The organism is Vibrio kyushuensis (assembly GCF_050337325.1).
In the GTDB taxonomy this organism is placed as follows: Bacteria; Pseudomonadota; Gammaproteobacteria; order Enterobacterales; family Vibrionaceae; genus Vibrio; species Vibrio kyushuensis.
The window spans coordinates 361,447-382,261 of sequence record NZ_JAKJSV010000006.1 but is presented as its reverse complement, the minus strand read 5'-3'; the positions used below and the strand labels follow the sequence as shown (position 1 = coordinate 382,261).

Annotated in this window: 19 protein-coding genes; 6 read left to right on the top strand and 13 right to left on the bottom strand. The window is 44.3% G+C overall.

The features are described 5' to 3' along the window. Positions 1 to 42 precede the first annotated feature (42 nt). The gene (locus L4D20_RS15280) at positions 43 to 933 is read left to right on the top strand and encodes an AraC family transcriptional regulator (protein WP_428802467.1); all 891 of its coding nucleotides are present in this window, start codon (positions 43 to 45) and stop codon (positions 931 to 933) included. Between the two features lie 8 nt (positions 934 to 941). Here L4D20_RS15280 and L4D20_RS15275 read toward each other — a convergent pair whose 3' ends face one another. From L4D20_RS15275 to L4D20_RS15250, 6 genes are all read right to left on the bottom strand, one after another. Next, on the bottom strand, positions 942 to 1,604 hold the full coding sequence (locus L4D20_RS15275) for an HAD family hydrolase (RefSeq protein ID WP_428802466.1): 663 nt from the start codon (positions 1,602 to 1,604) through the stop codon (positions 942 to 944). A 66-nt stretch (positions 1,605 to 1,670) separates the two neighbouring features. Further along, positions 1,671 to 2,690, bottom strand: a complete 1,020-nt coding sequence (locus L4D20_RS15270) for an ABC transporter ATP-binding protein (protein ID WP_428802465.1) — start codon at positions 2,688 to 2,690, stop codon at positions 1,671 to 1,673. Next, positions 2,687 to 3,508, bottom strand: a complete 822-nt coding sequence (locus tag L4D20_RS15265) for an ABC transporter permease (protein ID WP_428802464.1) — start codon at positions 3,506 to 3,508, stop codon at positions 2,687 to 2,689. The genes L4D20_RS15270 and L4D20_RS15265 overlap by 4 nt, the downstream gene beginning before the upstream one ends. Next, the gene (locus L4D20_RS15260; RefSeq protein ID WP_428802463.1) at positions 3,495 to 4,403 is read right to left on the bottom strand and encodes an ABC transporter permease; all 909 of its coding nucleotides are present in this window, start codon (positions 4,401 to 4,403) and stop codon (positions 3,495 to 3,497) included. The genes L4D20_RS15265 and L4D20_RS15260 overlap by 14 nt, the downstream gene beginning before the upstream one ends. Then, positions 4,400 to 5,206 carry an alkaline phosphatase family protein gene (locus tag L4D20_RS15255; protein WP_428802462.1) on the bottom strand — a complete coding sequence of 269 codons (807 nt, stop codon included), beginning with the start codon at positions 5,204 to 5,206 and terminating at the stop codon, positions 4,400 to 4,402. The genes L4D20_RS15260 and L4D20_RS15255 overlap by 4 nt, the downstream gene beginning before the upstream one ends. Positions 5,207 to 5,215: 9 nt before the next feature. Further along, positions 5,216 to 6,280: an ABC transporter substrate-binding protein gene (locus tag L4D20_RS15250; protein WP_428802461.1), complete on the bottom strand. Its 1,065-nt coding sequence runs from the start codon at positions 6,278 to 6,280 to the stop codon at positions 5,216 to 5,218. A 200-nt stretch (positions 6,281 to 6,480) separates the two neighbouring features. Here L4D20_RS15250 and L4D20_RS15245 point away from each other — a divergent pair, with 200 nt between their 5' ends. Continuing rightward, positions 6,481 to 7,224 carry a UTRA domain-containing protein gene (locus tag L4D20_RS15245; protein WP_428802460.1) on the top strand — a complete coding sequence of 248 codons (744 nt, stop codon included), beginning with the start codon at positions 6,481 to 6,483 and terminating at the stop codon, positions 7,222 to 7,224. A 72-nt stretch (positions 7,225 to 7,296) separates the two neighbouring features. Here the strand turns inward: L4D20_RS15245 and L4D20_RS15240 are convergent, their stop codons facing one another. From L4D20_RS15240 to L4D20_RS15220, 5 genes are read right to left on the bottom strand one after another with little or no spacing between them, the layout of a single operon-like run. After that, positions 7,297 to 8,268: a substrate-binding domain-containing protein gene (locus L4D20_RS15240; RefSeq protein WP_428802459.1), complete on the bottom strand. Its 972-nt coding sequence runs from the start codon at positions 8,266 to 8,268 to the stop codon at positions 7,297 to 7,299. A gap of 26 nt (positions 8,269 to 8,294) precedes the next feature. Then, positions 8,295 to 9,293 carry an ABC transporter permease gene (locus tag L4D20_RS15235; RefSeq protein WP_428802458.1) on the bottom strand — a complete coding sequence of 333 codons (999 nt, stop codon included), beginning with the start codon at positions 9,291 to 9,293 and terminating at the stop codon, positions 8,295 to 8,297. Continuing rightward, positions 9,290 to 10,825, bottom strand: a complete 1,536-nt coding sequence (locus tag L4D20_RS15230; RefSeq protein ID WP_428802457.1) for a sugar ABC transporter ATP-binding protein — start codon at positions 10,823 to 10,825, stop codon at positions 9,290 to 9,292. The genes L4D20_RS15235 and L4D20_RS15230 overlap by 4 nt, the downstream gene beginning before the upstream one ends. After that, positions 10,822 to 11,958, bottom strand: a complete 1,137-nt coding sequence (locus L4D20_RS15225) for a Gfo/Idh/MocA family protein (protein ID WP_428802456.1) — start codon at positions 11,956 to 11,958, stop codon at positions 10,822 to 10,824. The genes L4D20_RS15230 and L4D20_RS15225 overlap by 4 nt, the downstream gene beginning before the upstream one ends. After that, a complete protein-coding gene (locus L4D20_RS15220) occupies positions 11,955 to 13,013 on the bottom strand; it encodes a sugar phosphate isomerase/epimerase family protein (protein WP_428802455.1) in 1,059 nt (352 codons plus the stop codon). Before L4D20_RS15220 ends, L4D20_RS15225 begins: the two co-directional genes overlap by 4 nt. Positions 13,014 to 13,395: 382 nt before the next feature. Here L4D20_RS15220 and L4D20_RS15215 point away from each other — a divergent pair, with 382 nt between their 5' ends. Continuing rightward, entirely contained in the window at positions 13,396 to 14,451 is a 1,056-nt protein-coding gene (locus tag L4D20_RS15215; RefSeq protein ID WP_428802454.1) for a LacI family DNA-binding transcriptional regulator, read from the top strand. Positions 14,452 to 14,707: 256 nt separating this feature from the next. Further along, positions 14,708 to 16,906 carry a bifunctional 2',3'-cyclic-nucleotide 2'-phosphodiesterase/3'-nucleotidase gene (locus tag L4D20_RS15210; RefSeq protein WP_428802453.1) on the top strand — a complete coding sequence of 733 codons (2,199 nt, stop codon included), beginning with the start codon at positions 14,708 to 14,710 and terminating at the stop codon, positions 16,904 to 16,906. A 93-nt stretch (positions 16,907 to 16,999) separates the two neighbouring features. Here L4D20_RS15210 and L4D20_RS15205 read toward each other — a convergent pair whose 3' ends face one another. Further along, a complete protein-coding gene (locus tag L4D20_RS15205) occupies positions 17,000 to 18,166 on the bottom strand; it encodes an Acg family FMN-binding oxidoreductase (RefSeq protein ID WP_428802452.1) in 1,167 nt (388 codons plus the stop codon). A 121-nt stretch (positions 18,167 to 18,287) separates the two neighbouring features. Between L4D20_RS15205 and L4D20_RS15200 the strand changes: the two genes are divergently transcribed. Both L4D20_RS15200 and L4D20_RS15195 read left to right on the top strand, forming a co-directional pair. After that, entirely contained in the window at positions 18,288 to 18,749 is a 462-nt protein-coding gene (locus tag L4D20_RS15200) for a MarR family winged helix-turn-helix transcriptional regulator (protein ID WP_428802451.1), read from the top strand. Between the two features lie 172 nt (positions 18,750 to 18,921). Next, positions 18,922 to 20,028: a protein kinase family protein gene (locus tag L4D20_RS15195; protein ID WP_428802450.1), complete on the top strand. Its 1,107-nt coding sequence runs from the start codon at positions 18,922 to 18,924 to the stop codon at positions 20,026 to 20,028. A gap of 84 nt (positions 20,029 to 20,112) precedes the next feature. On the opposite strand, the gene L4D20_RS15190 is transcribed toward L4D20_RS15195, so the two are convergent. Beyond that, a complete protein-coding gene (locus L4D20_RS15190) occupies positions 20,113 to 20,718 on the bottom strand; it encodes an NAD(P)H-dependent oxidoreductase (RefSeq protein WP_428802449.1) in 606 nt (201 codons plus the stop codon). Positions 20,719 to 20,815 lie beyond the last annotated feature (97 nt).

The window sequence follows — 20,815 nt, the reverse complement described above, 5'->3', positions numbered from 1 at the left end:
CATTCTGAGTGAGAAATATACATATTTAGAGGAGGTTTAAACATGTTAGAAAGTAAGCAAAACCTGTTTGAATCCGTCATTGATCTAGATCACACTAAAAGCAGTTGGCAAGATCAGGTCTATCTATCTGAACAATGTAGAGAACGATTCTTGGGCCTCTCTGAGATTCCTGAGTTTGAATCAATGGGTTTCTATATGGCGGGAATGGCCGATTTGGTGGACGGCTACATCGTTGAACGTGAATCGGTTGGGGTACACACCGTATTGTTCACGCTAAAAGGTGAAGGGCTACTTACCCTTGCCAATCAACGTCAAACTATTCCGGCGAACTCTTTGGTTATTTTGCCTGCTGACATGCCGTTTCGCTTTGAGTTAGGAAAAAGTGACAATAAGTGGAAAATGGCGTGGATGCTTTTGTCTCCCAGTGATAAATGGCACCCACTGATTGAACACGGCCAAAGTGTTATCCAGTTTCATCAGTGCGAGCAGGTATGGTCTCTACTGAGTTTGTTACATCATGAAATCGCGGGAAGAGCGACCTATAGAAAACTACTCAGTAGTGAAATATCGCGCTTACTGAGTAAAGTAGAAGCGTCCCCATCAAACTCTTCAATGAGAGTGCAAAGTGTCTGGAATTTAATTGAATCCCAACTTCACTTGCCTTGGAGTGTCAAACAGATCGCTAAACAGTGCTTTTTAAGTGAAGAGCAGCTCAATAGGTTATCAAAGTCACTGTTTGGACAAACGCCTCAAGAACGACTAATTCACTTGCGAATGGAAAAAGCCGCTGAATTACTCCACCATCAAGAGTGGAGCGTTACTATGATAGCGCAGCGACTTGGTTACAAAGATCCTTACGCATTTAGTCATCGCTTTAAGCGTTACTTTGGTAACTCGCCTAGAGGATATCGAAAGCAGTTACTCGAAAGATAACCTTATGCTCAGAGTGCCCAGTTCAATACTTGCCAGTTTGGTCTATGAGAAAGCTGAGCCAATTTATCGCAAGGGTTTACCAAATACGCAGCATCTGCACGTTCGCACAAAGGAAGGTCGTTGATTGAATCGGTGTAAAAGTGAATCGAATCGTATTGCTTATCTTGTTGAGATAGCCACTGCTCTAAGCGAGCCACTTTCCCCTCTCGGTAAGTTGGAATACCTTCAATGGTGGCCGTGTATCGATTCTCCTCAATCACTAAGTCGATGCCCATAGCAGCATCAATACCGATGCGTTTTGCTACCGCTGCGACAATAAAGTTCACCGTGGCAGAAATAATAACGGTATCAATATTATCGCGCTTAAGCTGGGCAAGCAGAGTTTGAGCTTGCGGATAATAATACGGCATGATCTTATCGCTGATACAGCGTTCAACCAATTGATCGACCTCTTCTTTGGGGATGTGGTTTAAAGGGGACATGGCGAACGTTAGATAGTCTTCCATATCCATCTTTCCGGCGCTATAGAGGCCCATCAGGCGCTTGTCTTCTTCAAGAAAGCCCGCTGATGTTGCGATCCCTTCTTCAGCTAAAAACTCATTCCACAGCACCGAACAATCGGCCGAAAACAGCGTTTCATCCATATCGAAGACATAAAGTGGTTGAGACATGGTTAGATCCTTATAAGTAATTCTAAATTCTAGGCTTTTAATTCTAGGGCTTAATTTCTAGTTAAGCTAAGCGCTAACGGCTTGAATTTCATTGAGATTGAAGAGTAGTTCCAATTGGCTGCCATCGGCCAATAATCGCTCAGAAGACCGGTTAAGTAAGTCTACCGTCAATTCACAATGGTTAATGCCGACCTGATAGCGAATTACGTTGCCAAGCAATTGATGATTTTTAACCGTTGCGAGTTGTGGCGCAGAAATATGCGACTCGTAATGACGACCTTGTTCTTTGACATAAATCGACTCAGGGCGAATCGCCACTTTTGAAGCAACATCAAGATCAAACAAGCTTTTGGCTGTTGCAGCATCAACGAGGTTGTAATGGCCCATAAAACCCGCAACAAACTCGTTAGCAGGTTGTGTATAGATGGACTCCGGTGCGCCTTGTTGAACAATCTGACCTTGGTTCATTAAGAAAATTCGGTCTGACATGATCATCGCTTCTTCCTGATCATGGGTGACAAAAACCGTGGTTAAATTGAGCTCTTTTTGAATGTCTCTAATTTGCTGTCTTAAATGTTTTCGAATTTTTGCATCCAACGCTGATAGCGGCTCATCCAGTAGTAATATTCTTGGTTTAACCACAAGAGCTCTTGCGAGGGCAACACGTTGACGTTGACCACCAGACAATTGATGCGGGTACTGTTTCTCTTTGCCTGTTAAAGCGACCAGATCAATCACCTTCGCGACTTCTCTGCTGATCTCTGCTTTGGACAAGTTTTTCATCTTTAAGCCAAAGGCGATATTTCCTTCCACCGTCATATTGGGAAACAGCGCGTAGGATTGAAATACCATACCAATGCCGCGCTGTTGAGGCGCCGTATGGGTAATGTCTTGTCCATCAACCCAAATCTGACCGCCTTCAGTCGGGTTAAGCCCTGCTAAGCTGCGTAATAGGGTTGATTTACCACAACCACTAGGCCCAAGCAGAGTAATGAATTCACCTTTCTCGATGTTAAAATCGATGTTTTCAAAAACGGTATTATCACCAAATCGTTTTGTCAGGTGCTTAACGTCAACATAGCTCATGATTTTGCCTCGTTGTTGGATCTGCTCAAACGGCTTGCGAGCCATGTCAGTAAGAAAATGAAAGAGAAGTAAGTCATCACTAACGCTGAGGTGAAGTGACCACTGGTTTGTCGCATGTTGTATAAATAGATTTGCAGTGTTTCAAAGCGTGTACCCACCAACATATTGGCGAAGACAAACTCACCCAATAAGAATGAGAAAGAGAGAAACAACGATGCAAGTAACCCTTTCTTAAGGTTCGGAATGATGATGTAGAAAAAGGCTTGAGTGGTACTCGCGCCAAGCAGGTGAGCCGCATCCATCAGATCATTGAGGTTGATGGCTTCAAAGCTATTGGCAATAGAGCGGTACATAAATGGCAGTGCGATAGTGAAGTATGTTCCGATGAGAATCCACGGCGTACCAACAATAGGGATGCTGCTATCGGCGTATAACTGCAATAGCCCAACGGATGAGACGACGGGAGGAACGGCAAACGGCAGTAGGATCAACACGCTCATTAGTTGGTCGAGTTTTGGGAAATAGTAGAACACGACAAAGATAGTCGGCAGAACGAGTACAACACTGAGCGCCAACGCAGCAATGCAGACCAGCAGTGAGCGGCCGAAAGCGGCGAGAAACCGGGGATCGGAGACCAGTTGAATGTACCAATCGAAGGTGAAACCATCAGGTAAAATGGTTGCTCCCCAAGTGGATGACAACGAATAGACTAACGTTGCCAAAATGGGGATGAGCATAATGCCAACAATCGAATAAACGATGCTCTTATGGTAGAGCGCTGATTTATCGTTGAGGGGATGGGTGCTATTTGTTTGCATGGTAGCTCCTAGAGAGTAGCCACTGGTTAATAATGGTAATGAACGCCAATATTCCAATTAAGATGACCGAGATAGCTGCCGCTAAATTTGGTTCAAGGAACAGGTCGCCAGAAACCAAGCTCGCTATGCGAATTGTGATGACGTTGTAGTTTCCACCCGTTAGTGCATAAACGCTGGCGTACGCCCCCATGGCATTGGCGATAAGAATAATTAAGGTTCCCAATAGAGCAGGTGAGAGCACTGGTAAGGCGATTTGCGTCCAATACTGCCAAGTCTTAGCGCCGAGCAGGGCAGATGCGGCTTGCCAATCATCACTTAACGCATCAAAGGCGGGATAAAGTAGCAATACGGCCAGTGGAATTTGGAAGTAGATATAGATGGTTAGCAGCCCCCATTTTCCATAGAGGTTGAAGTCATCGATGATTCCATACTGCTTGAGCAGCAACGTGACTGCGCCATTGACCCCTAAAATAATGATGAAAGCAAACGCCAATGGTACGCCTGAAAAGTTACTGCTCATGTTGGTAAACGCGATGACACCATCACGAAGCTTGGTGTCTACACGCCTAAGAGATGAGACGAGAACCGCGGCAATGGCGAGGCCAAAAACGCTTGACCAAATAGAGAGCCAAATACTGTTTCTAAACGCCTGCATCATAAAGCTAGAATCGAAGACTTCTAAGTAGTTCTCTAGACTAAATAACCCATCATAAAGAAAGCTGTTGATCAGAACCCAAAGCATCGGCGCGAGCTGAAATAGATAGAAAAACAGCATGAAAGGCACTAGCCACAAGGCAGGTTTAAGCTTTTTCCATCGATGGTTTTTTTGGCTTTTGTCGGTATTTGACGGTGAAGCGCCAATTTCTGGCAGGTTCGTTGAAGCTGAATCGCTCATAGTGCTAATACTTCCGCGGAGTAAGGCTTGAAGTGGTCTAAACCCAGCAGCTCACAGCACACACCGCAAAGTTCGGTCTGCTTAATGGCGGTTGGCTGATGAGAGAACTGATTACCAATGACAAACAAAGGAACCTCACGCTCCTCAGGTAATATCCCACCGTGAGATAAATCGTTATTCATACCGTGATCAGCCGTAATGATGATTTGGTATCCGTCATCAATCCAAGACTCGATATAGTTGGAAAGGTATGAATCGGCAGCTCGTGCACAATTTCGATATTCTTTAGAACTAAGACCGAATTTATGTCCCATGTCGTCGATGTTCATCGGGTGAATGAGCAGAAAATCAGGGTGATGATTTAGCCTTAATGATTCAGCATCAAGAAATAGCGCCTCATCAGGGTAGTGATCCCAATGATAGAAACGTCCGTGCTGAATGTTGAGTGTTTCATTTTCTGTATAGCGATCGCGAACTGCTTCAAACGGCGTGCGGTTGTAGAGTTCGCTCACCCAGTGATAGGCCGCTGCGGCGGTGATTCGACCTTGAGATCTCGCTAGGCTAAAGACTGACTCTTGATTCGATAGCCGTGAGATACCGTTGTTAACAATCCCGCTGATAACTGGTGGAACGCCCGTCAGAATACACTCATACAATGGCCTTGAGAGGGAAGGCAGTTCGCATTGCAATGGGTAAAGCGTTGCTTTTCGTTGTTCTATTAAACCGTTCAAGTAGCCCATGCATTCACGGGCTACTTGATAATTCAGTCCATCTAGAACAACAAGGATAACCTTATTGCTCATAGAGACCTCTTACTGCTGGTGGATTAGGACGTTTTCTTGCCATTGACGAGGAAGTTTGCGTGCTGATTTTTCCCACGCTTTGAAATCCGTAACAGGGTGAACATTGCCGTATTGGTCGTTAGCGATAAGCTTCGCTTGAACAGACTCTGGCAGGGTGACAGAAGTACGGATAGGGCGAGCATAACCTTCAGCTAGGTTGATTTGCCCTTTGTCACTAAAGATGTGTTCGCGCGCGAGTTTCGCAGCATTAGGGTTTTTCGCGAACTTGTTGATGATGGTGGTGTAGCCAGAAATCACTGAACCATCTTGTGGAATGTTGACAGAAAAACGGTCACGGTTGATTTGGTCACGGTAGTTAAGTGCGTTGAAGTCCCACAAGATAGCGACTTCCACTTCACCCTTTTCCAAGTTAGCAATACTTGGATTGGTGAATGATAATCGACCTTGCTTTGCCAGTTTCGCGAAGAACTCAATCGCTGGGTCTAAGTCGGCTTCACTGCCGCCATTAGCAAATGCTGCCGCCAGTACGGCGTTATTTGCTTGTGCAGCGACACCTACGTCACCAACCGTGACTTTGTAGTCGCCTTTTAAGATGTCATCCCAAGAGGTTGGAGCATTCTTAACAAGGTTATTGTTCGAGATAAACGAGATGGTGCCCGTGTAAGCTAGTGCCCAGTGACCATCTTCATCTTTCGCCCAATCAGGAATATCGTTCCATGTAGTTGGTTTATAAGGCTGAGTCACTCCTTTTTGAACCGCAACACGAGCAAAAGCGAAACCAACATCACCGATATCAGCGGTCGCATTCTTGCGTTCAGCAGCGAATTTCGCGATCTCTTGCGCTGAGCTCATGTCTGTATCTTGATGCTTCAAGCCGTAATTGGTTTTGATGTCTTTCCAAGTATCTTTCCAGTTTGCCCAACTGTCAGGCATACCCACACTGTATACCGCACCTTCTTTCTTAGCGGCTTCGATGAGTTGTTTCACATCGGTCTCTTTAGCAAAGACAGGCGTACAAAGTACGGATGTGGTAAGAGCGGCTGCTAATGTAGCAGTGGTCAACTTTGTGTTCATTGTCGCTATCCTTCTGGACTAGGTCAGTAAGTTCGTTTTTTATACTAGGCAGCGAATGTTACAAATCATGTCAGTTAAAAAGACATTTTTATTGAGTTTCCATGACGGTTTGGTTTCAAGTGAGCGAATTGGTCGGTGTCATTAAACTGTTACTTCCTTGTTCTAACGTATCTTTCTAAAACTAATGGACTAGGTCAGTAATGCCACATTCGACGACTCAATCGAAAACCCTGAAAGTAAAAACCCAGCTATCTAAGATCAAAACCAGTATTCGGCAGCAGATAGAGAGCAAAGTCCTTACTTCGGGGAAAAAGTTACCGTCTGAGCGCGAGATGAGTGAACTGTTTTCCACTACGCGTATTACCATTAAAGACGCGCTGACGTCTTTGGAAACCGAAGGGCTGATTTATCGAGAAGAGCGCCGAGGGTGGTTTGTTTCTGGTGAACGCATTCGATACAACCCGCTGTCGCGTTGTCACTTTCATCGCCTGATTCAAGATCAAAACCGAGTTGCTGAAACGCAGCTGTTAAACGTTCGAAGCGAGTTGGCCAGTGGTGAATATTCCAATGCGCTCTCTATCGACAAAATAACGCCTGTTCATGTGTTTGAACGGCTGCGCTTTATTGATGGAAGGGTGGTGTTGTACGTTGAAAACTGCCTGATTAGCGAGCTGTTTCCTAACATACTTGAAGAGAACCTGACTCAGTCACTGACGGGTCTTTATCAATCAAAGTACGGGTACGAGACGCTGCGATCACGATTTGATGTGATTCCTACCTCTGCGCCGCTTCATGTGGCTAAAGCGTTAAACCTTTCCGAGGGTCAACCCGTGCTTAAAATCTGCCGAGTGAACTACAAACAAGATGGGAAAGTGATGGATTGCGAGTTGGAATATTGGCGGCCAGATACCGTGATGATCTGTATTGATAGTGATTTGCTGTAAGTGACTAGAATAAGGAAATTGAAAATGCTGACAATTGAAACAGCCCCATGAAGGGGCTGTATATAGGTTGAATTAATAGGCTGCTTTAGGTTGATAGTAGGTCTCAGCGTTTTGCTCAGTGATCAGCTCTGCAGCAAGTACGACACGTGAAGGAATACCGTGGTACATGTTACCAAGCGATTCACCTCGTAGGCCGTGTACAGCAAGTGCCATTCCAGACGCGATCATTGAAGGTGGGTAAGTGACGGTGCCTCTAACGATCGGGTCACCATTTTTAACCAGTTTTATGACCTCTTTTGAGCCTCCGCCGCCGACAACAAGCTTAATGTCGCTACGACCAGACTCTTGAATTGCCTTCATTGCCGCTTTCAGCATATCGTCATCACCCGCCCATACCGCATCGATCTGCTTATGTTTGCGAAGCATGTTTTCCATAACACTCAGCGCTTTTTGTGGGTTCCAATCAGCCGGTTGAGAGTCAAGAATTTCAATATTTTTGTACTTCGCCATTTCTGCTTCGAAAGCGTCAACACGTTGGTCGTTGATTGGGATTGGCATGCCTTCTAGTACGACAATATTGCCCTTACCATTCATCTCTTTCGCCATGTATTTTGCTGCTTCTTCGCCCATTCCTGGGTTATCACCAGCTAAGAACACATTTTGCGTCGGTACTTCTAATTCACGGTCAACCACAACCGTATAAACACCCTCGTTATACGCTTCAGCGATAGCGCGTTGTAGTGTCGCTGGGTTGTGGGGAAGAATAACCAAAGCGTCGATGCCTTTTACTAATAAGTCTTCGACATCAGCAACTTGCTTGGTTCCGGAGTTTGCAGCGACCACGAAATATTCAGTGTCGTCGTATTTGCTTTCAAGATCTGCGGCTGCTTTGTTGGCCCACCAGAGTAAACCTGCAGTCCAACCATGGTCAGCTGATGGAACGCTGACGCCGATCTTCATCGTTGCCGCTTGTGCAGTGGCAGTTAGGCCGATGGTTACAGCCGCAATGATAGATAATCTTCTCAGTTTCGTTAGTAGTTTCACGTACATGTCCCTCTGTTGTTCAACGTTTATTTGTTGTTTTTGTATTGCAGTAGTACTGCAATCAGAATGACTAGACCTTTCACCAACCCTTGTAGGTAGGCGGAAACGTCAAGCATATTAAGCATGTTATTTATGATGCCGAGGATCAGAGCGCCGATAACGGTGCCGACAATTGTTCCGCGTCCTCCGGCTAAACTGGTACCGCCAATGACCACGGCTGCAATAGCGTCGAGTTCAAAAAATGCGCCCATATCGCCCGGCGAGACTGAATTTAGCCGAGAGCTCAGTAATACGGCTGATACCCCCACGCAAAAGCCTGCAATGACGAAAGTAAAGAAAGTGATTCGGGATACATTAATAGCGGAGTAACGCGCAACATTTTGATTCGACCCAACCGCACAAACGTGTCGGCCAAATGCGGTGTAACGCAATAATATGTGGGCAGCGATAGCCAGAATGAAGAACACCCAGACCGGATAAGGAATAGATAAGAAATAACCGCCGCCGATTTCTGGATAAAGATTATTGCGACTAATGACTTCGCCTGCATCTGACAGGTAAAGTGCCATCGAACGAAAAATCGACATGGTAGCGAGAGTGACGATAAAAGCGGTTACCCTGCCTTTGGTTACAATGAACCCATTTAGTGCTCCTAGTAGCGATCCAAATACTATTGCGACCGAGATGCCGGTAAGGACGCCGCTTATTTCACCTGCGACCGAGTTCATTGCGTAAATGGCGACTACGCCAACGAGTGCGACCATAGAGCCGACAGACAAATCGATACCGGCTGCGATAATGACAAAGGTCGCACCAATAGCGATGATGCCTGTGTAGCTCACCTGACGCATAATATTAGTGATATTACGTGTGCTTAAAAAATACTCGCTGGCAAAACTGGAAACAATGAACAAGACAATCAAAGCAATAAGGGGCGCGTAACTTGCGAAATCAATACGTTCAAATAGGCTGCGCTTATCATTGGCTTTCGTACTGGCTTTTTGTAGAGTAATAGGGGTGCTCATACTGCAACTCCTGACTGTGTAGCAATGGATGGGGCGTTGGTTTGAACACCCGCGGCATGAAACATGATGCTTTGCTCATTAATATCATCATTTGAAAGTTCAGCTTTCTGCTGACCATCACGCATGACAATAACTCGATGACTTAGCCCTATGATCTCCTCTAACTCAGAAGAGATGAGGATCACGGCAATGCCTTTTTGAGTGAGAGAATGGACGAAGTGATAAATCTCTTTTTTTGCGTTGACGTCGATACCGCGAGTTGGTTCATCCAAAATCAAGACATCAGGCGCGGTATCCATCAGTTTGGCAAGGTAAACCTTTTGTTGATTCCCACCACTTAAACGGCCCACTTCCATTTTTATGTCATCTGACTTGATCGAGAATTCTTGTCGGTATTGCTCTGTGACTTGGTAAGTCTGTTTGTGATCAATAATGCCAGACGTGTATTTGGGTAAAGAGACGAGAGTGATGTTCTCTGCGAGGTTAAAGTTCATCACCAACCCATTGCCTTGACGGTCTTCGGATAGCAGAGCGATGTTAAGTTCGAACGCTTCTTTGGGCTCATTGATAGAAATAGGTCTTCCATATTTTTCGAAGCGTGCCATTCGGCAAGATCTCAGGCCGAAAAGACACTCTGCGATTTCAGTGCGTCCTGAACCAATCAAACCCGCTAGACCAAGAACCTCTCCTTTATGGACCTCAAGCGCTATATTGCTAATGACACCATCGTCGTCGTAAAGCCCTTCAACTGTTAAGGCCACCTCGCCAACTTTCGAGTTTTTATTTGGGTAGATTTGGTTTAACTCACGACCGACCATCTTTACCGCCATGTCGTGCTCACTTAAATTAGATACTTGGTCAAGGTAGACAGGGTCGCCATCACGAAGAATCAATAGCCTGTCACATAACTGTTTTATCTCTTTTAGTTTGTGAGAAATAAACAGCAGAGTGACGCCTTTTTTCTTTAGCGTTTCAATCACACGAAATAAGACCGCAACTTCGTTATCAGTTAATACGGTGGTTGGCTCATCCATGATCACGATGCTTGCATCAAAGATAAGTACCTTGGCCACTTCTACCATCTGCTTTTGAGCTACGCTCAGTTTTTCAATGGTTGTATCAGGGTCTAAATCGACTTCGAGCTCTTTCAATACATCTGCAGTCTTACTACGCATCTGTTTTTTATCTAATAGACAGCTAATAGGGCGTCGAATCTCTTGGCCCAAAAAGACATTTTCAAACACTGAGAGTGTTGGTATTAAATTGAATTCTTGAGGGATCATCGCGACGCCATTTGCTTTAGCAAGCTCTGGAGTAACTTTTGAAAAGGTTCGCCCTTCGATAACAACGCTACCTTGATTTGCCTTATAGACGCCGCTGATGATTTTCAGTAGCGTGGATTTACCAGCGCCATTTTCACCCAAGATACCCAGCACTTCGCCTCGAGTGAGTTCGAAAGAGATGTTTTTGAGCACGACATTAGAGCCAAATGACTTCTGTATATTTTTCAGAATGAGGGGAGACTGATTCATGCTAATGCCTCCACGTCTATTCGTGCACCGTTTCTGTTATTTGACAATATGGCACTTTCTATAAATTGAAGACCCTGTAAGCCTGTAGCCGCATTCGGTAGCCAGTGTGCATATTCATTATTGCCTCGTATAACGGAAGCAAATTGGCAATAAAGGTTTCCAAATGCTTCTAAATAGCCTTCGGGGTGACCACCTGGGGTACGTGTGTTACTTGCAGCAAATGGATTTAAAAAATCTGCTCGTCGAGTGATGCGTTGACGAGGGGCGTTGTAAGGGGTGAACCATAGTTCGTTGGGGGACTCTTGAGCCCATTCGATACTTGCTTTGGTACCAATAACTCGAATGCGTAGCGCGTTTTCGTGCCCGGCCGCTGTTTGGCTAGCCCAGAGTTGCCCTTGGAGATTTCCTTCAAGAGTTAGGGAAGCTTGTACATTGTCATCGACAAGCCGCCCTTCAATAAAACGGTTAAGATTCGCGCTGATGGATGTCAATGAACGACCTGTTACATAGCTTGCTAATTGGAACGCATGAGTACCTATATCGCCCAGACATCCTGCTGCACCGGCTAGTTCAGGGTTAAGCCGCCATACCGCTTGACGATTATCTGACTCTGGTTTTTCAGTTAACCACTCTTGAAGGTATTCTACGGAAAAAGAGACAATATCGCCCAGTTTGCCTTGCTCTATTCGCGCTTTGGCTTCCTGCACTAGAGGATAACCACAGTATGTATGGGTGAGTAGGAATGGAACATTTGCGTGTTTCTCAAGATCGTGTAGCTCTTTTGCTTGAGCAAATGATAGTGTCATCGGCTTTTCACAAATGACGGCTAAACCTACTTCTAATGCCGCCTTCGCTGCGTCAAAATGAAGGTGGTTTGGCGTGACAATGATGACCGCTTCAATCCCATCTTCTCGTAGACGTTCTTGCTCGAACATCAGATGATAATTTGAATAACAACGACTTGATTCAATATGAAGTTGTTTAGCACTTTCGGTGTTATTCGCTTCATTGTGACTAAACACACCGGAAACGAGCTGATACTGATCGTCTAGTCGAGCTGCGATTCGGTGTATTGGTCCTATGAACGCGCCAAGGCCACCGCCAATCATGCCTATTCTAATTCTCTTGCTCATTGACGTATCCCCAATAAACGAAGATTCATTTGGTGATCGGTTTCTACAGCAGCAAAGTCGTCGAATGATTTATCTGTAACTTGAATGATGTGGTCTTGGACAAATAGTGCGCCTTCTTTGGCACCTTGCTCTGGATCTTTGAGTGAGCATTCCCACTCCACGACCGCCCAACCTTCAAAGTCATATTGGGTAAGCTTTGAGAAGATGGCGTTGAAATTGATCTGCCCATCGCCTAATGAACGGAAGCGTCCAGCGCGATCAGCCCAAGACTCAAAGCCTCCGTATACACCTTGCAGTGCACTTGAATTGAATTCGGCATCTTTAACATGGAACATTTTGATTCGGTCATGGAACTTGTCGATGAACCCCAGATAATCGAGTTGCTGCAATAGAAAATGAGACGGATCGTAAAGAATGTTAGCGCGGGGGTGACCATCGACTGCGTCTAGAAATCGTTGAAAAGTAGCGCCATCATGAAGATCTTCACCGGGGTGAATTTCATAACAAAGATCGACGCCTGCGTCGTTAAATGCTTCCAATATGGGTAACCAGCGACTGGCCAGTTCGTTAAATCCACAATCAATTAAGCCTGACGGGCGCTGAGGCCATGGGTATAAATACGGCCATAGGAGAGAGCCTGAGAATGTAGCATGTGCTTTCAAACCAAGGTTTTGGCTTGCCTTTGCGGCGAGAAACAGCTGTTCAACGGCCCAATCTTGGCGCGCTTTAGGATTGCCTTGTACCGATTTTGGAGCGAACGCATCGAATAGTTCGTCATAGGCCGGGTGGACAGCAATAAGTTGTCCTTGCAAGTGCGTCGATAGTTCACTGATCTCAAGATCAAACTCGTTAAGGGTAGCCTGTAGGTAATCGCAATATTCAAGGTCATTGGCTGCACGTTCTAAATCGAAAAATCGAGTATCGTTGGTGGGCATTTGTAGTGCCTTATAACCGAGGCTTTGCGCCCACTGACAAATGCTTCTAAGCGAATTAAACGGGGCTTCATCAGAAATAAACTGAGCCAAAAACAGTGCTGGTCCCTTAATTGTTTTCATAAACTATTTTCCTTTCCCTGTCAGATAAACCAGTATCGAGCCAAATTGATTTATCAATGTAATGGGTTACATTAAAGATCCGTAATCATGGATCGTCAAGGATCGAGTCTTTGTTTATTAACAAAATTGTTACATAGGGCTCATTTTTAGTTGTATCGTCTCTAAATGTTACTATTTCTCTGCTTTGTAGTGATTGTTTAGCGGGAATTAGCGAGATATTAGTCAGGATCTACCTATTAAATACGTATCCATTGGTATGTTAACGTAAGATATATTGGAGTATAGAGTTGCACTATTTTATGTAACGCATTACATTTAATTGGCGAATCGGTGCGTTATTGAACAGGTAGTCCAATACCTTGGAAAGGAATCTTGTGTTAACATGACATTCACGAATTTAAAGCAATCAATGAAATCAAACGACAAGCCCATGGCAACGATAAAAGATGTAGCTAAAGCAGCTGGAGTCTCAACCGCGACCGTTTCAAGAGCGCTTTTTGATTCAGAAAAAGTGACGGAATCTACACGAGAAAAAGTAGCAAAAGCGGTGGCTGACATTGGGTATTCCCCAAATGTTGCGGCGCGTCATTTGAGACGTCGTGAAACCAATAGCATCATGGTGATACTCCCTGATATCTCAAACTCATTTTTCTCTGATGTTATTTCAGGTGTTGAAAAGGTTGCGAGAACAGCTGGGTATAAAGTGTTGCTTGGGGATTTGTCACATGACACCAATAGAGCAAAAGACTTTTTTGATTTAGTGCCTACCAATCAATCCGATGGGCTCATTTTACTGACTTCCGATATTGAGCATGCCTTACTGAAAGATCGCCAGATAGGTTCTGGTTTTCCAGTGGTTATGGCGTGTGAATACGTAGAAGATATGTCGCTGCCAACGGTTCGAATTGATAATCAATCTGCAGCAGGTAAAGCTATTGAGTATTTGATCTCTTTAGGGCATCAAAATATCGCGACAGTTACAGGGCCGATGCAAAACCCCATCTGTCGAGACCGTCAGGAAGGACTTCTTGAACAACTGAAAAAAAATGGGTTGCCATTTCAGTATTCTAATATGAGGGAAGGTGATTTTAGTTTTGCTTCGGGGTATGAGCATGGCCGAACTCTACTAGAACAGCAAGACAGGCCCACTGCGATATTTTGTCATAATGATGAGATGGCGATAGGTGTGATCAAAGCGGCTCGAGACCTTGATATTATAGTGCCTGCGGAGTTATCCGTTATTGGTTTTGATAACATTGCTTTTGGTGAATATTGCGAACCTGAGCTAACGACGGTCAATCAACCGAGAGAAGATATTGGCAAGCAAGCGATGAAAACTTTGCTTAATATATTGGGTGATAAAGACGCTTCTCTCTTACATACACCAAGAACCGATCTGATCGTTCGCGGTAGTACCGGTATTTGTCCTAAGCGTTAGCCGACTGAAATTTAAATTTTCTATGCCGACGAGGTTGGTTTACAACAGTAGTCGGCGGTTTTCTGTTCATTTACAACCGCTTAATCTTATCTTAATGAATCTTTCATGTAATTGATTACACCCTTTTCCAGTCTACTTCTATGTGACACGTGGCACACCACTAAAGTGGTATCTCTAACTTATTGTAACCAAATCGTCATCTATGATTCCTACATTACGAGCCAATTAAATCACTAACTCTTGGTAAGTAATGAACATGACGAACAATAAAAAGGCCTTATTGGCAGTGTCGATAGTCACAGCATTGGCGGGCTGCAATATTAAAAGTTCCAAAGATCCAGTAACGATGCAAGTGCGTTTAATGGAAACGACTGATCTGCACAACAACATGCTGCCGTATAACTACTTTGCTTCTGAAGAGGCGAATACGACACCGCAAGAATATGGCTTGTCGCGCACCGCCATCATCATCGAAGAAGCGCGAGCTGAAGTATTTAACTCATTGCTGTTTGACAATGGCGACCTAATACAAGGCAGCCCAATGGGCGATTACATGGCGAGCAAGGGAGTAGAGCATTTAGAAGAGAACCTTCACCCGGTTTACAAAGCCATGAATTACTTGCAATACGATGCAGCAAACATCGGAAATCACGAGTTTAACTATGGGTTAGACTTCATGAATGCAGCAATTGAAGGGGCTAACTTTCCTTACGTAAATGCGAACGTCTTTGCGTTTGAAGAGAGTGCGCTGACGGGTTCTTACGCGTTCGATGAAGGGGAGTGTGCGTTTACTCCTGACGATCATTTTGTCGGTAACACCACCGAGTTCTTTGAAACCTACCAACCCAACTTCACTCCTTATGTTGTGTTAGAGCGTAACTTTATCGCGAGTAATGGTAAGAGCTACCCAATAAACGTGGGCGTGATTGGCTTTACACCGCCTAATATTATGAACTGGGATAAGCGCCATCTTGAGTGTGAAGTGATGATTGCTGATATTAAAGCCGCGGCTGAATATTACGTTCCATTGATGAAAGCAGGGAGCGATGAGTACCCAGCTGCAGACATCGTTGTAGCAGTTCCCCACTCGGGGATTACCAACAGTGATAACGGACGTGATTACAATGATAACGCGACATGGGAACTGGCACGTGTTGAGGGTGTAGATGCGATTATGTTCGGCCATGACCACAATAACTTCCCAACCGATGGCAATGCCTATGATGGTATGGAAGGTGTTGACGCCGCCAACGGTAAGATCTTCGGTGTTCCAGCGGTCATGCCCGGCTTCTGGGGCAATCACCTAGGTGTGATTGATTTAGCACTAGAGTTTGACGCAACTAATGAAAGTTGGTCAATTATCGGTAGTTCAGCAACACTCAAAGAGTTGAATGAAGATCCACTCAAGCAAGATGCGATCATTGCTGACCTTGTTGAAGAAGAACACCGTGCGACGATGGAGTTTATGAACGAGGAGATAGGTACGATTGATGAACCTATCAACAGCTACTTCTCCGCGATTGTTTCTGATATCTCAGTGCAGATTGTGAATGAAGCACAACTCGCGGCCGCTGAGCAGTGGCAGCTAGATGGTTTATTGGAAAACGAAGACCAATTGGTTCTGTCTGTTTCTGCACCGTTTAAAGGTGGCCGTGGTGGTAACACCGACTATACAAGTATCGCAACAGGCCCGCTGACACGCGCAAGTGTTGCTGACCTATACGTGTTTGATAACAACACGCCTTCAGTGTTAGAGCTTACCTTCGCAGATATTAAAGAGTGGATTGAGGTTACTGCGTCACAACAGTACAAAACAGTGGCAGAAGATGGCGACGCGTTATTGCATCAAAACTTCCGCAGCTACAACTTTGATGTGTTCTTTGGTGGGTTTGGTTGGGAAGGCACGGGCAATGATGAATCTCGTTTGACCTACACAATAGATGTGTCACAAGAAGCGTATTTTGAAACAGATTCTCGTGGTGAGTTAGTAGAAGATAGCAATGGAAACTTTATCCGCACCGGTTCTTCTCGATTAACGAGCCTGATGTTTGATGGTGAAGAAGTGACGGATGTTTCTGAAATTAATGATGAGACCATGGTTTACGTAGTGACGAATAACTACCGCGCTTCAAATTCATGGATGCCAGGTGTATCCGAGTCTGAAATTGTGTTTGCCGATGAATCAGAAACTAACCGCGATCTAGTGTATGACTACCTAATGGAACGTGCGGAGGATGCAGAAGATAATAACGATGGAATCATCGAGTTTGTTAACGCGGATAACTTCAATTTAGCAGGCCCAACAGGGAAAACGGTTGAATTCCTTTCGTCTATTGACGATGCAGCACAAACCTTTGTTGATGACTATTTAACACCAATGATTGGCAATACTGACCGTTTTGGTAGCGTTGATGACAACGATAACTATCGAGTTTATGAAGTGACGTTCAACTAACGTTCGGATTAACTAACCATAATCTAAGCCACTCACTCGAGTGGCTTTTTTAGTGCTGTGAGGTTTTTTTAATGTCTAACGATTGCGCTTTAGTTAGGCAGTAATTAACTGAGAAACGACCCGTCTTGGTCCGTGCGGCGTTTTCTTTGCTTTACCTAAACGAAACAGCATCTGTACCGTGTCATTGTCACTAATACCAAATGCTTTTTTAAACTCGGCTTGTAGCGGCAACATGTCTGAATACTCTTGTAATACCTGACTCATCGGGTGCTGTGCGAGCCCCATTGCTGTGGTTTTTAGGTTCAGTCTGCAGTAATCACGCCCGACGATAACCTGATCTAGACGGCTGTTACCTGCACTGGTAATCCAGCCAAAGGTTTCGGTAGAAGCGACGGTTTTTTGCGTCATATCCACGGCTTGCTGATCAAACTCAGTAGGGTCTTTCTCGGTCTTCTCTCTAGAAAGGAAAAAGTTCTCGACCATGATCTTCTTAATGCCTGTTAAGCCGGCCTGTGAAACACCAAACCCATCTCGGTATTTGTTCACTTCGTCTTGATCAAAGCGGAACATGGCGATGGTTTCGTGGCTACGATCATTATCACTAACTTCAATTTGCATCGCATCGGTTAGAACCTTTTCCAATTTCAGCTTTTCTTCTGTTGAGTCAGCTATGGATAACGGGTAGCTACCATGCTGCTCGGTAAAGTTTTGCAGAGTATCAAGCTCCACCTGAGTCAGCTTGTAATTGCTATATTCACGCTTATTTGAGTGGCGAGTTAGCAGATGCCCAAACAGTGGATCCGGGGAGATCAGCGATTGTTTAACAAGATTGATAGAGGCGACAGGCTTGTCGAGTAGCTCGGTATTGCCATACATGCCTTGAGGAAAGTAATCAATCTGCGCCTCGTAACCCAACCCTGTTGCAGCAATGGCTAGCGTTTCCAAAAATGTTCCCTGACTGATATGAATTTGTCTGTAAATAGGATCCGTTTCGGGAAGAAGCCGTTCGGAGTCGACATATAGATCGAAACTTTCAGAACCTGTCATCTTGATTGTCCAAGGCTGAATGTTGTGTGCATTGGGACAAAGAATGGCGTAGGAGAGCACCTGCATACGAATATCCTTTTCGCTTGAGTCTGGGCCATTCCAACCAAAGTTATCGCTTGGATTTGATGAGCTGCTGCAGCTTACAACAGCGCCGCTTAACGCGACTGACCCAACACCTAGACCTACTACTTTAATGAAATTACGTCGATTCATAATGCTCTCCTTAAAATGAGTAGAAATCACTTTTGATTCCTTGGAATGTATATTATATTCCAAGGAATGATTTATCAAGTGTTTATTTTTCACACTAATTGTTTTGTCGGAGTTAATCGTCATGGATATAAGAAAACAGACAGAAGCCAAATTGATTGTTCAACTCGGTATAGTCAGGCAATTAATGGCAACCAGAGAAGCGACCCTTTTCGCATCGATGCCGCTTAACCCTTCACAATTCGGCGTGTTGAACCACTTTACGCATAATCCTAAGCGCAGTTGGACGGTAACAGAATTAGCCGATGTGATGGAGATGAATCAACCTGGTATCACCAAAATTATCTCGGTATTGCACGAAAAAGGTTTGTTGGAATCTGTGTCGGACATTGAGGATAAAAGACGCCGCCATTTAAAAATAACAGACCAAGGCCTCAAATTAAGTGGTGAAATAATGAATTCGTTAATGCCTGATATTTCGCATCTGTTTTCAGAGTGGGAAGACGATGACCTTGCTCAAATGCAGCAGCATATGAATAAGTTGATGCGTTGGTTAGACGAGCATCGTGATGACTTTGCAAAGTAGATATGAGCCTTGCCCGATACACCTAGCAATTGCTGCGTTCTGATCGACATTATGTGTACTCTCGTTTTGTTTATCTAATGCTACGTTTATCTAAAGCTTAAAGGCCGTCACGGTATGTAGTTGCTGGGTCTCGATATATTGATGAGATCAATGATTGAGGTGGGCTATATTTGTGAATTTAGAACAGCAGCGTCGCGCTAGCCAGCTAGCATTTGAAAAAACTAATGACAATATTGTCGTTGGTAACCTAGAGCCAATACCACTAACTCTAGAGCAATTAAAAGCCACAACGTCGGACTCTCCTAATGTCGTGACGGCTTATGAATCGGGCTTAACAGCGGTGGTTTATCACATTCAGGTTGAAGGTAAAGACTGGACATTAAAATGCCAACGAGCAGAGAGTCTTGTTAAGAATGTAGACGGGCAAACTTCGTTTTTAAATGAGGTTCAAAGACGGCGTGATTTATCGATATTGAAGGTTAGCAAGCCGCGAGCCTTTCGCTATATCGTCGATACTCAATTCGCTTCGTACCGAGATGGCATTATCCTCTCGCCATGGATAAATGGAGACTCTATTGAGCGTTTAGATCGTGATTTATTCGAGCAAGTTTTTGAGGCGATTATAAATCTAGAGCTTAGTGGCTTGTTTGAATGGGATTTCTGCCCCGGTAACATTTTGTGTAATACCGATGATGAAATTCGTTTATTTGATTTCGGATACATGTATCGATTTGATCCCCTGATGCACTTTAATAGCAACGGAACAGACTCGCCTTTATTTCATGGTATTGAGCGATTTGAAACACGCTTCTTTTTTGACTATCTGCTTAAGAATAAACAGGGGCTGAGCGATGAGCAGCAGTTCGAATTATATCGGCTGGAAAAAACCTGTGCGCTAGAGGCGTATCAACGGAAACTGTTGAAGCTAACGGAGTTGGGGGCGATGCCCAACGTTATAAAAAGACATACCGATATGATTAATACTTGGGAAGAGGCGCTTAATAATGACGAAGACTTACAAGAGTTGCGTCTAATTGAGTCCTTTCGTTCCAATGTATTAGATTTACTGGATGATGTTCACGGCCAGTCATGTACACCCTATACGGTTAAGAAAGCGGACTTTATTCTTAATATGCTCGTTCAACATTTTGAATTATTGAGCGATACGAATGGGCTTTTCTTTGGTGATGAGCTCTTAGGGAAAGAACAACTTCGAGAAAAGTATTTGGCGCTAAAGCACAGGGCTATGGAATTTCAACTAGAAAAGGCAGCGTCATAGCTGATCAAATCTGTAGCGACTAGCTATCATCCTTACCAATAATGGCTCCTTGTAATTGAGCCATTATTTTCAATGTCTTATAACCTAAATATTGTCTTGTTTAAGACCAAACTCTTTACACAGATGAGTAAGATACTCAGCTTTATGTTTTTCAAACTGTGGCACTTTCATCACATCATTAGCGGTAAAAGTAGTCGCCGGTTTCATACCTAAAAACTGAAACGTTTTGTGAAACTGCATCATCGCTTGATCAATGTCTGCACCTTCAAATAAGCCATCTTTTTCTGAATCAGAAAATGCACTTTCAGGGGCATTCATGACCATAGTCAACATGTACTTAGTTGATGTTTTAATGCCACCAGAACCGTACAGTTTTCCTTGGTCACTACGAGTTCTGCCGTCGTTTTGGAATAGAATGCCGTGCCCTGCGGTAAAAACATCGTCCATGTATTTTTTAAAAGTCCATGGAAGGCCCATCCACCAAAGTGGGGTGTGTGAAATGATTAAGTCTGCTTTATCGAGTTTTGTCAGTTCAGCTTCTACATCATACCCTTGTTCAATCGTTGTACTCTCAACGTTCCATCCATTTTGGATAAATAGGTCATGAGCAGCTTCAAATAAACCATTCGTGTATTCTCCTTGAGAGTGGCCAAAAGGTTGTTTTGCATTGATCAGTAGTATGTTGTTCATCTGCTTACTCTTAATATTAGATACGATTCTGATTGTTGGTATATACATTAAACAGCAGGCTGGCAACTAGAATTCGATTTATCAAGCAATCATTAAT